The 11,055-nt window shown below is 64.6% G+C and carries 9 protein-coding genes; 3 read left to right on the top strand and 6 right to left on the bottom strand.

The window, feature by feature from the left end; translation table 11 throughout:
- The 6 genes from U5760_RS21760 to U5760_RS21735 form a co-directional block, all read right to left on the bottom strand.
- Positions 1–606 (bottom strand): aromatic amino acid lyase (locus tag U5760_RS21760; RefSeq protein WP_322014364.1); only part of this gene is annotated, 606 nt, incomplete at its 3' end.
- A gap of 385 nt (positions 607–991) precedes the next feature.
- The gene (locus tag U5760_RS21755) at positions 992–2,374 is read right to left on the bottom strand and encodes an amino acid permease (RefSeq protein WP_322014363.1); all 1,383 of its coding nucleotides are present in this window, start codon (positions 2,372–2,374) and stop codon (positions 992–994) included.
- Positions 2,375–3,047: 673 nt separating this feature from the next.
- Positions 3,048–4,001, bottom strand: a complete 954-nt coding sequence (locus tag U5760_RS21750) for a dimethyl sulfoxide reductase anchor subunit family protein (protein ID WP_322014362.1) — start codon at positions 3,999–4,001, stop codon at positions 3,048–3,050.
- Between the two features lie 26 nt (positions 4,002–4,027).
- Positions 4,028–4,750: a 4Fe-4S dicluster domain-containing protein gene (locus tag U5760_RS21745; RefSeq protein ID WP_322014361.1), complete on the bottom strand. Its 723-nt coding sequence runs from the start codon at positions 4,748–4,750 to the stop codon at positions 4,028–4,030.
- A 15-nt stretch (positions 4,751–4,765) separates the two neighbouring features.
- Positions 4,766–7,723 carry a molybdopterin oxidoreductase family protein gene (locus U5760_RS21740; RefSeq protein WP_322014360.1) on the bottom strand — a complete coding sequence of 986 codons (2,958 nt, stop codon included), beginning with the start codon at positions 7,721–7,723 and terminating at the stop codon, positions 4,766–4,768.
- Between the two features lie 183 nt (positions 7,724–7,906).
- Positions 7,907–8,701 carry a sulfite exporter TauE/SafE family protein gene (locus U5760_RS21735; RefSeq protein ID WP_322014359.1) on the bottom strand — a complete coding sequence of 265 codons (795 nt, stop codon included), beginning with the start codon at positions 8,699–8,701 and terminating at the stop codon, positions 7,907–7,909.
- 199 nt (positions 8,702–8,900) lie between these two features.
- Between U5760_RS21735 and U5760_RS21730 the strand changes: the two genes are divergently transcribed.
- From U5760_RS21730 to U5760_RS21720, 3 genes are all read left to right on the top strand, one after another.
- On the top strand, positions 8,901–9,620 hold the full coding sequence (locus tag U5760_RS21730) for a flavin reductase family protein (RefSeq protein ID WP_322014358.1): 720 nt from the start codon (positions 8,901–8,903) through the stop codon (positions 9,618–9,620).
- A gap of 64 nt (positions 9,621–9,684) precedes the next feature.
- Complete coding sequence (locus U5760_RS21725) at positions 9,685–10,326, top strand: DsbA family oxidoreductase (protein ID WP_322014357.1); 642 nt, start codon at positions 9,685–9,687, stop codon at positions 10,324–10,326.
- A 40-nt stretch (positions 10,327–10,366) separates the two neighbouring features.
- Positions 10,367–11,047, top strand: coding sequence for a cytochrome b/b6 domain-containing protein (locus tag U5760_RS21720; RefSeq protein WP_322014356.1), 681 nt, complete (start codon positions 10,367–10,369; stop codon positions 11,045–11,047).
- Positions 11,048–11,055 lie beyond the last annotated feature (8 nt).

Genomic DNA, 11,055 nt, shown 5'->3' with positions numbered 1-11,055 from the left:
TGCCTGCGTGCCGTTGAGCAGCGCCAGGCCTTCCTTCGCCTGCAGCGCGAGCGGCTTGAGGCCAACCAGGCGCAGCCCCTCCTCCGCGCTCATGCGCTCGCCCTTCGCGAACACTTCTCCCACGCCCAGCAACACCGCAGACATATGCGCAAGCGGCGCGAGGTCGCCGGAAGCGCCCACCGAACCCTTCACGGGAATCACGGGCAGCACGTCGGCGTTGAAGAGCGTAATCAGCGCGTTCATCACCTCGCGGCGGATGCCCGAGTGGCCTCGGCCCATGCTCGAAAGCTTCAGTGCCATCAGGAGGCGCACGACCGGACGCGCCATCGGCTCGCCCACGCCCACGGCGTGCGAGAGCACGAGGTTGCGCTGCAGGAGTTCGAGCTGGTCGCGCGGAATATGCGTGCTGGCAAGACGCCCGAAGCCCGTGTTGATGCCATAGGCGGGCTCGCCCTTCGCCGTGATTTCCGCAACGGCCTGCGCGCACGCGTCGATGGCGGCGAAGCTCGCGGGATCGAGTTCGAGCTTCACCGGATGTTGATCCGTCTGGCGCGCGATCTGGCGCAGTTGAGGCAGGGTCAGGTGGCCGGGAGTCAGAGTAATCATTTCTTTAAAGTTGTCTGTACAAGATGATGGGAGATTAACCCCTCCATCTTGTATATACAAGTTAGGAGGGCTGTACGTATACCCGGATAAAGTACTAAGAATACATAAATTACGGTGTTTTTCAGTCGTTGGGCTAACGCATTTCTCAGTAACGACACCGATCGTTGATTGTTTGTGGGTTTGCCTATTTGTATAGCCAACTTTGTGATTGTTGGCATCCCAGCATAGGCTGGTTCTATCGCAGCAAGACAGCCTGATACACCGGAGCCGTAAACGACTGAAGCGATAAAGGAACTGGAGGACGGTGCGAACAGAATGCAGCGGATTGGCACGTCTGCCCTTTCGGGTTGGCGTGCCATGGGATGGGAACGGTATTGCGCTGGCTTTACTGCGTTCTCGCCTCCTCTGCAAGAAGCTTTACGCTGTTGCGCCTGCCGAAAACGTACCAACCGGCGGAGACCAGTGCAATCCAGCCAGCGCCTACGTAGAGGGCCATCCGGGTATCTTCCCCGTAGCCCAGAATGCCGATGACGAAGAGCATGAAGGCAATTGCAAGCCCAGGACCGACGGGCCACATCGGCACCTTGAACTTCAGCGCCCGCACCTCGTCGGCTGACAGGCGCCGGCGCATTGCAAGCTGAGAAAGGAGAATCATCAGCCAGACCCAGACAGTCGCGAACGTCGCAAGCGACGCGATGATCAGGAAGATGTGGTCCGGATCCAGATAGTTCAGCAGCACGCCGCCGAGCAGTGCCACGGCCATGACGAGCACGGTCACCCAGGGCACGCCGACTCGCGATGTGCGCGCGAAGATGCGCGGTGCCTGCCCTTGCTTCGCCATGCCATACATCATGCGGCATGCGCCGAAAATATCGCTGTTGATGGCGGAGACCGCGGCCGAGATCACGATGATGTTCAGGATGGTGGCAGCGGACCGGATACCGAGGCCGGAGAAAATCTGCACGAACGGGCTGCCCTTGCCGTCGATCCCGCTCCACGGGAACACAGCCATGAGGACCACCATGGTCAACACGTAAAACAGCAGGATGCGCACGGGCACCGCATTGATGGCCCTGGGGAGAACGACCTCGGGATTTTTGGCTTCGCCCCCGGTTATGCCGATAATTTCCACGCCGCCGTAGGCAAACATCACCACCGCAAGCGAAGCGACAAGTCCTGCGCTGCCGTGCGGGAAGAACCCGCCATGCGACCAGAGATTCGTCAATCCGGCAGCATGTTCGCCGTTCATGCTGACACCCAGAACGAGGATGGCGGCGCCGCCCACGATCATCGCACCGATGGCGAGAATCTTTGCCAGCGCAAGCCAGAACTCGAGTTCGCCGAAGAATTTGACATTGCACAGGTTCAGGCCGCAGATCAGGATGACGATGGCCAGTACCCAGATCCACTGCGGCACACCCGGAAACCAGAACGCCATGTAGATGCCGAAGGCCGTGACGTCGGCCAGTCCGACAATGATCATTTCGAGAATGTAGGTCCAGCCGGTGAGAAACCCGGCAAGCGGGCCGAGATAGTCGGCTGCGTACCGTCCGAATGAAGCCGATACCGGATTGCGCACGGCCATCTCGCCGAGGGCCCGCATCACCATGTACACCGCCGCGCCGCCGAGAATATACGCAAGAATGACCGCTGGGCCGGCAAGCTGAATCGCTGACGCCGAACCATAAAAGAGCCCCGTCCCGACAGCCGAGCCGATGGCCAGGAACCGGATATGCCGTGCTCCGAGATTGCGTTGCAGATTGTCCATTTTGTCTCCGTAATGTCACGGGGCCGCCCGTTCCGATTGCGCGTCGGATAGGCGGATATATCCCGTCTTTTCTCGCGGCTCCCTCTTTAAAGCGGGCCGCTTGCCGCGGAATGTGGCGTGCGGTTTCAGAGGCGGCCGTCGTTTCAGGCCGCCCGGGAAATCCAGCCGCTGGCGCGCTGCGAGCCACTCGATCGCGAATATTTGGCTTGCGTCAAGCTACGCCGAGTAGAGTAGACAACTTTGAAATCAAATGACTTACTCTGGACGACGCGATCACGAGTTCCTCCCAATAAATCGAGGCGATGGATGGTGATGAATCTTTGCGGTCAGCGATTTCATCGTATTGTATAGACAACTTTTCGTGCTATTGGGGTTTCCTCAGGCTTGAGCGTCCTCTGGCGCTTCGCGTTCTTGCCGTCGTGCGTAAAGGCCGCCCAAAGGAAGGAAAGGAGGGATGCTCAAAAAACGGGCAACCGCCGCGCCGTTAAAGGCTGCGGCCGTGCTGCATGTCAAGAATGGGTAAAGCGTGGGAGTGGTTAACGGCAACCCCGGAGTCTCGGGGCAAACGCCGCGTAACTGGGTGAAGGCCGTGCAGGATTAACGATCCGAAACAATCACGGGCTACCTGGCGTAGCCCTTGCGCGATTGCCGCGGCACGGACGGTGCGCCGTTCTCAACTCTGACGGTAGTAGAGATTCTGCGGATGCCGCGCTTCCGCGAAGAAGAACCAGCGCTCGGCTACGAGCCCCGCGTACTGGATCGCAGCCGCGAGCCATAGCAGCGTCAGCGCGGCCACCGGCAGACGCAGGCTGCCGCCCAGCGCCACCAGACAAAACGGCACGACGAAGGCGGCCACGATGAAGATCCACTTCACGCGGCGTAGCGTCTCCGGCGTCTTGCCATGAAAAAACTCGCGCAGGTTGAACGCCCCGGCGGTGAACCCGCGCGACTGCTGCACCACGCGCGCAGCCCGGATGCCCGTGGCACTTTGAACCGTCGACTTCGGTCGCAGGCGTGCGTTGCGGACCAGCGAGGCGCCGCGCGAAACGCCGCCTGCAAGCGTGAGCAGGCAGGCGAGTGCCGCGAGCGGCGCGATGAGCCCGGGTACGAACCAGGCCGCGCAGGCAACGGCAAGCGTGGCGCCCGAAGCGCAGCCGAGCAGCGCGAAATTCACGACCGTGAGCGGCGTCGCCCATTCCTGAAGGAAGCGCAGGCAGGCGTAGATCATTCCGGTGCAGACGAAGAGCAGCGCGCTCGCCAGCACGCCCAGTCCGCCGATAGCCAACGTATAAGGCCAGTTCAGCACATGCGCGAGGCCGAATGCGAACGCACAGCCGAGGAAGGCCGGCAAACACAGGCATTCGCGAGACAGCCAGGACGTGCGCCACATGGCGATAGCCCGCCAGGCGCGCTCGGGATGCCCCAGGTGGAAAAACGAGGCGAGCAGTCCCAGGGCTCCCAGCACGCACGCGAGCGCCGCACCGGCGACATAAAACGCGGCCGGCACGCTATCGGCAGTGACGAAGCCGAGCCGGACCGCCGCCTCCACGGCAACAAGCGTGATGAGCAATCCCTGCCCTGCTCCGCTCAGGGTCGTCAGGAATACGACGGAAAATGCAGGTTTCAAATTCGATCTCCTTCCGGCACCCGGGTCTATCCGATGCGCTTTGCAATCGACGCGAGGTGCAATTCGTCGTCTTCGAGCGACGATGCCCCACCCTCGCCTGCTCCTGCACAACCGCATCCGCTTCCGCATGAAGCCACCGGCTTGCGCGGCAGATAATGGTTCGAGGGCCGCGTCTCCCACTCCGGCATGAGTTGATAGCCGCCGCGCTCGCGAATCGCCTTCGAGACCACCGAGTCCGGATCGTGAATGTCGCCGAAGAGCCGCGCCGAGGTCGGGCACGCGAGCACGCAGGCCGGCTTGCGGTCGCGCTCGGGCAGCGCTTCGTTATGGATGCGGTCCGAGCACAGCGTGCACTTGGTCATCTCCTTGCGGCCTTCGTCCAGTTCCCGCGCGCCATAGGGGCAGGCCCACGCGCAATACTTGCAGCCGATGCAGCGGTCGTAATCGACCAGCACGAGGCCGTCTTCCTTGCGCTTGTAGCTTGCCCCGGTCGGACACACCGGCACGCACGGCGGATCCTCGCAGTGCAGGCACGACTTCGGAAAGTGGATCGTATCCGCAAGTGGGAATTCGCCGGCCTCGAACGTCTGCACGCGGTTGAAGAACGTGCCGGACGGATCGGCATCGTAGGGGTTCAGGTCGGCGAGGCTGCCTGCTTCGCCCGAAGTGTTCCATTCCTTGCAACTCGTCACGCATGCGTGGCAACCCACGCATACGTTGAGGTCGATGACGAGGGCCATCTGGGTCATAGCAAACTCCCGTTGTCAGGAAGGGGGTGCCTTTCGCCGTTTCGATGCTGCACGCAGACGCGCGGCGAATTCGCCGCGCCCTGCGAAATACGCCTGTATCGTGCGGTGAATGACACCGCCCTTTGCTTCGCCTTCCCCCACCACGCCGGGCATGCCCCGCACGGGATCGAACTGCGGCAGCGTGCGATCCGCGCCGGCTTCGGCCGGGTAGATGCGCACGCGCACGTCGTACCACGCCGCCTGCCCCGTCACGGGATCCGAATTCGAGAGGCGCCAGGGTCGGGCGTCGGTAGCGGGCAACTCGTCGGTAATCAGGTGATTGAGCAGGAAGCCGCGCTGCGATTCGTTTGCGTCCGCGCCCAGTTGCCACGCACCGGCTGCCTTGCCGATGGCGTTCCAGGTCCACACGGTGCCCGGCTCCACCGCCTCGCTATAGCGGGCGAGACAACGCACCTTGCCCCATTGCGATTCCACATGGATCCAGGCGCCGTCTTCGATACCCTGGGCCGCGGCCGTGCGCGGATTCACATAGAGATAGTTCTCGCCGTGTATCTGGCGCAGCCATGCGTTCTGCGAGTCCCACGAGTGGTACATCGCCATCGGGCGCTGCGTGACGGCCGCGAGCGGATAGCGCGCCGTGTCGGTCTCTTCGCGTTCGAGCGGGGCGTACCAGAACGGCAGCGGATCGAAGTAGGTGGCCACGCGTTCGCGCAAATGTTCGGGGGGCTGACGTCCTTTCGTCTTACCCTGCGCGGCGAGCCGGAACTTCTGCATCACGTCGGAATAAAGCGCGATGACGATAGGCTCGTCGAACTTGCGAAAGCCCTTCTCGACCGCGAACTGCAGATAGGGCCCGTTGCAATTGCGCATGTATTGCAGGGTTTCGGGCAGCGTGTAGTGATAGACGCAGTTGTTGGCCGCGTACAGCTCCCACTGTCGCGGATTGGGCTCGCCCACCAGTGCGGCGTCGCCGTTCTTGCCGCGCCAGCCGATCAGAAAGCCCACGCCGGAATCGGGCGAAGTCTGGTGATTGACGACGAAATCGGGGTAGTCGCGGTATTTGCGCTGGCCCTCCGCGGTCGTGAACGCGGGAAACTTCAGGCGTCCGGCCAATTCGATCAGCACTTCCTGGAACGGCTTGCATTCCCCCGTGGGCGGCAACACCGGCACGCGCACGGAATCCACCGGTCCGTCGAATTCCGAAATGGGCCGGTCGAGCATCGACATGGCGTCGTGACGTTCCAGGTACGTGGTGTCGGGCAGGACGAGATCGGCGAACGCGGTCATCTCCGACTGGAACGCGTCGCACACCACGAGGAACGGAATCTTGTACTCGCCGTTCTCGTGGCGGTCCGCCAGCATCTTGCGCACCTCCACGGTGTTCATCGACGAATTCCATGCCATGTTGGCCATGAAGATCAGCAGCGTGTCGATGGGATACGGGTCGCCGCGCCACGCGTTCGTGATGACGCTATGCATGAGCCCGTGCACGGCGAGCGGGTATTCCCACGAGAAGGCCTTGTCGATGCGAACCGGGCCGCCCTCGTCGTCCACGAAGAGATCCTCGGGCGCGGCCGGCCAGCCCAGCGGCCCGGTGGCAAGCGGCGTGTCCGGACGCACGTCGTTGGGGCTGTTGGGCGGCTTGGCCGAAGGCGGCACCGCGCGCGGAAACGGCGACTTGTGGCGAAAGCCGCCAGGCCGGTCGATGGTGCCGAGCAGCGACATCAGGACCGCTAGCGCGCGCGTGGTCTGGAAGCCGTTCGAGTGAGCGGCGAGTCCGCGCATCGCGTGGAACGCCACGGGCGCGCCCGTTACCGTTTCGTGCGTTTCGCCCCAGGCGTCGGTCCAGCGTATCGGGAGGCTAATCTGCTGATCGCGTGCGACTTCGGCCATCTCGCGTGCGAGGCGCTGGATCGTAGCGGCGGGAATGCCCGTGATCTCCGCCGCCCATTCGGGCGTGCAGCCGGCCACGCGCTCGCGCAGCAGCGCGAAGGCGGGCGCCACCGGCGTGCCGTCCGCCAGCGTGTAGCGGCCGTCCAGCGCGGCTCGCGCACCCGGGGTGTGATGCAGCACCGCGCGGTCCGTTTCGAGGTCCCACCACAGGTGGTTCTGCGGAAAGAGGCGGTTGCTCTCGTCCGCGGTTTCGTCGCGCAGGAAGAGCCCATAGGTCTCGCTCGTCTCGCGCAGGTCGAGCAGTTCCGCCGCGTTCGTGTAGCGCGCCACGAACTCGTGGTCGTAAGCGTTCTGGCCGATCAGCTCGTGCATGAGCGCCATGAAAAGCGCGCCATCGGTGCCGGGGCGAATGGGCACCCACTCGTCGGCAATGGCCGCGTAGCCCGTGCGCACCGGGTTGATCGCGATGAACCGGCCACCCGCGCGCTTGAACTTCGAAATGGCGATCTTCAGCGGATTCGAGTGGTGATCCTCGGCCGTGCCGATCATGAAGAAGAGCTTCGCGCGGTCGAGGTCCGGGCCGCCGAACTCCCAGAACGATCCCCCCATCGTGTAGATCATGCCCGCGGCCATGTTCGCCGAACAGAAGCCGCCGTGCGCCGCATAGTTCGGTGTGCCGAACTGTTTGGCGAAGAGGCCCGTCAAGGCCTGCATCTGGTCGCGCCCGGTGAAGAGCGCAAAGCGTTTGGGATCGGTGGCGCGCAGATGCGCAAGACGCTTTTCGAGCAGATCGAAGGCGTCGCTCCACGAGATCGGCTCGAACTGCGCCGTGCCGCGCAGCGCCCCCGGCTTGCGGATGAGCGGTTGCGTGAGGCGCGCGGGCGAGTACTGCTTCATGATCCCCGAAGAACCCTTCGCGCAGATCACGCCCTGGTTGAGCGGGTGCTCGGGATTGCCGTCGATATAGCGCACCTCGCCGTCGCGCAGATGCACGCGGATGCCGCAGCGGCACGCGCACATGTAGCAGGTCGTCGTCTTGACTTCGAGTTGCTCGTCCTGAGTGCGGGCCTTGTGTTCCATCGTTTCTCCGAAGTCTGCTTCGGCCGGCGAAGCCGGACGCTGGCTGCGATGCCTCCATCGTAGAGGATCGCGTGTCATCGGAAAAATCGCAAATCCGGATTCGAATTATCGCAGGCTCTGATGCTTGTCCGAGGCGCTTTAAGGCTGATGAAAGCTTGCGCGGGACGCGTGCCGGCTCCGGCTTCAGAGCACGCCGGACTTCCAGATCATCTGCACCGCGGCGGCCAGCACGCACACGAGCACGACCATGCGAAAGGCGAGCGGATGCAGCCCGTCGCGCAGCGGCCGCGCGAGCCACATGCCCGCGATGGCCGGCAGGCTGGCCGCGGCGGAGATGGCGAGATCCGTCGCATTCGCGTGGGCGCCGCTGCTGAAGGTGGTGAGCAGCGTGACGATCGAGACGACGAGAATGATGGCAATCTGCCTGGTGAAGGCCCGGCCCGTCGCGCCGGTTGCGATCAGGTACATGGCGAGCAGCGGGCCCGGCACCGAGGCGATGCTTTCCATGAGCGCCGCGCCGAAGCCCAGCACGAGACCTACCGGCTTCACCAGCGCGGGCGCGAGCGTGAGTCTCGGCGACGCCAGCAGCAACGCGGCCGCGAGAATCAGCACGAGGCCCGAAGCGAATTGCGCGTGATGCGGCTCGAGCGAGATCAGCACCCATACGCCCACGACGTTGCCGATCACGGTGCCGACGAGCGGCGCCGCGATGCGCCGCACGGTCGGCAGGATCTCGCCGCCTTCGATCGCCTGCGGGATATTGCCGAGAATGATCGGCATGGAGAGCAGCAGCACGGCCTCCTTGACCGGCATGAAGTGCGTGAGGATGGGCATGGCGACGAGCGGCACGCCGATGCCCGTCACGCCCTTCACCATGCCGCCCAGCACCAGCGCGAACGCGATGCCGGCGAGCGCCGCGGGGCCCAGCGCCTGGAGATGGGGATAGAGCAGTCCGCCGGAGAGTGAGATAGGCAGCATCGCGGTAAGGATTGGGCGTCACGGGTTGAGGGCGCGCGGCTTGCGGGCCGCGCAGCATGATAGCGCACGCCTTCTCCGGCTTCCCGCGCGTCTTGTCCGCATGGCCTGCCTGGCCCGAACGACAACGCAAGAACTGGAGTGCAGGCCGGGGCCCGGCGAACGAAACTGGCCTCACACCCACTCACCACAAGGCCCAGGCATGTCCTCCTCCCACCTTTTGAGCGAACCCGCCATTCTCTATTTCGGCACGCCCGTCGTGCTGGTCGGTACCTGCAACGACGACGGCGGCGCGAACCTCGCGCCCATTTCGTCGGCGTTCTGGCTGGGCTGGCGCTGCGTCATCGGCATTTCGGCCGCCTCGAAAACCACGGCCAATCTGAAGCGCACTGGCGAATGCACGCTGAACCTGCCCTCGGCCGACGAAGCCGGCGCCGTGGACCGCATCGCGCGCACCACGGGCTCGAATCCGGTGCCCGCGCGCAAGCTGGCGCGCGGCTACACGTTCGAGCCGGACAAGTTCGGCCGCGCGGGGCTCACGCCGCTCGACTCGCAGACGGTGGGCGCGCCGCGCGCGCAGGAGTGCCCGATCCACCTCGAAGCGACCGTCGCCGCGCGCCACGGGCTCGCCGACGACGCCCCGGACCTGCGCGGCGCGATCGAGCTCTTCGAGCTGCGCGTGACGCGCGTGCACGTTCGCGCCGACCTGCTGATGGACGGCCAGCCCAACCGCATCGATCCGGACAAATGGAATCCGCTCATCATGAGCTTCCAGAAGTTTTACGGGCTGTCGGGCGGCCAGGTGCATGTGTCGCGGCTCTCGGACATTCCCGAATCGGCGTATCGCAGCCCCGACGTCGATCGCGCCCGCGCGGCGTGGCGCCCTGCAAGGCGCGTCGTTTCAGGCTACCCTGTGCGTTGAGGTTGTATCGGAGCGATCCCCTAATCGGGCCGATACGACCAGGCACACAGACATAGGATTCGCCATGAAACAACCCCTCAAGATCGACTTCGTCTCCGATATCGCGTGCCCGTGGTGCGCGATCGGCTTGTCCTCGCTGCAACGCGCCCTGGAGCACCTCGGCGACAAGGTCGATGCGCAGATCGTCGTGCACCCTTTCGAACTGAACCCGCAGATGGAACCGGGCGGCGAATCGATCGTCGAGTATCTCGGCAAGAAGTATGGCCGCACGCCCGAGCAGATCGCCGAAACCCAGGCCATGATTCGCGAGCGCGGCGCCGAAGTCGGCTTCGCATTCGGCCCGCGCGAACGCGCCTACAACACCTTCGACGCTCACCGCCTGCTGCACTGGGCGGGCCTCGAAGGCAAGCAGTTGCCGCTCAAGCTCGCGCTGCTGCGCGCCTACCACGGCGAGGGCAAGGACCCGAGCGATCGCGCCGTGCTGGTCGAAGCCGCGCAGTCCGTGGGGCTGGACGCCGCGAAGGCGCGCGAGGTGCTGGAAAGCGGCCTCTACGCCGACGAAGTCCGCGCCGAAGAGCAGCAAGCTCAGGCGATGGGCATCCAGTCGGTGCCGTCGATCATCTTCAACGACCGTTATCTGGTCACGGGCGGCCAGCCGGTGGACGCTTTCGAGCGGGCCATCGAGCAGATCCTGGCGCAGGCCTGAAGCCGGCCTTAACTGTCCCCCGCGTCCCCAGCGTCCGCCCATGGCCGCCGAACGTCCCGATACCGCCGGCGCGCGTAGCGTGCGCGTCTGGGATCTCCCCACGCGGCTCTTCCATTGGCTGACGGTGTTGCTGGTGGCGGGCTGCTGGGCCACCCAGCGCCTGAACTGGATGCAGTGGCATGTCCGGCTGGGCGAGACGCTGCTCGCGCTCGTGCTGTTCCGGCTCATGTGGGGCATGGCCGGCAGCGAGACCGCGCGCTTTGGGCGTTTCGTTGCATCCCCCTGGGCGGCCTGGCGCCACCTGCGGCATCTGTTCCGGCGCGAGCCGGACGTGCAGGTAGGACACAACGCGGCGGGCGGCTGGATGGTGCTCTTCCTGCTCGCGCTGTTGCTGGCCGAAACGCTGAGCGGCCTTTACGACTACAACGACATCGCCGACGAAGGCCCGCTCTCCGAATTCGTGCCGGCAAGCATGGCGAATTTCATCGCCGCCTTCCACGCCTGGGGCTGGGACGTGCTGCTGGGTGCAGTCGTACTGCACGTTTGCGCGATCGCGGTCTATGCCCTCGCGAAAGGCCACAATCTGCTGCGGCCCATGCTCACGGGCCGCAAGCGCCTGCCTGCGGCGATTCGTGTGCCCGCGCGAGCCTCTCCCTGGCTCGCCGCGCTGCTGATGGCGGCCGCTGCGATCATCGTCGCCCTGCTCGCTATCTATCTTTGAGCGTGCCG

Origin of the sequence: Paraburkholderia sp. J12, assembly GCF_905220215.1 — a bacterium.
Lineage (GTDB): Bacteria > Pseudomonadota > Gammaproteobacteria > Burkholderiales > Burkholderiaceae > Paraburkholderia.
This window is presented reverse-complemented; position numbering and strand designations above follow the sequence as displayed.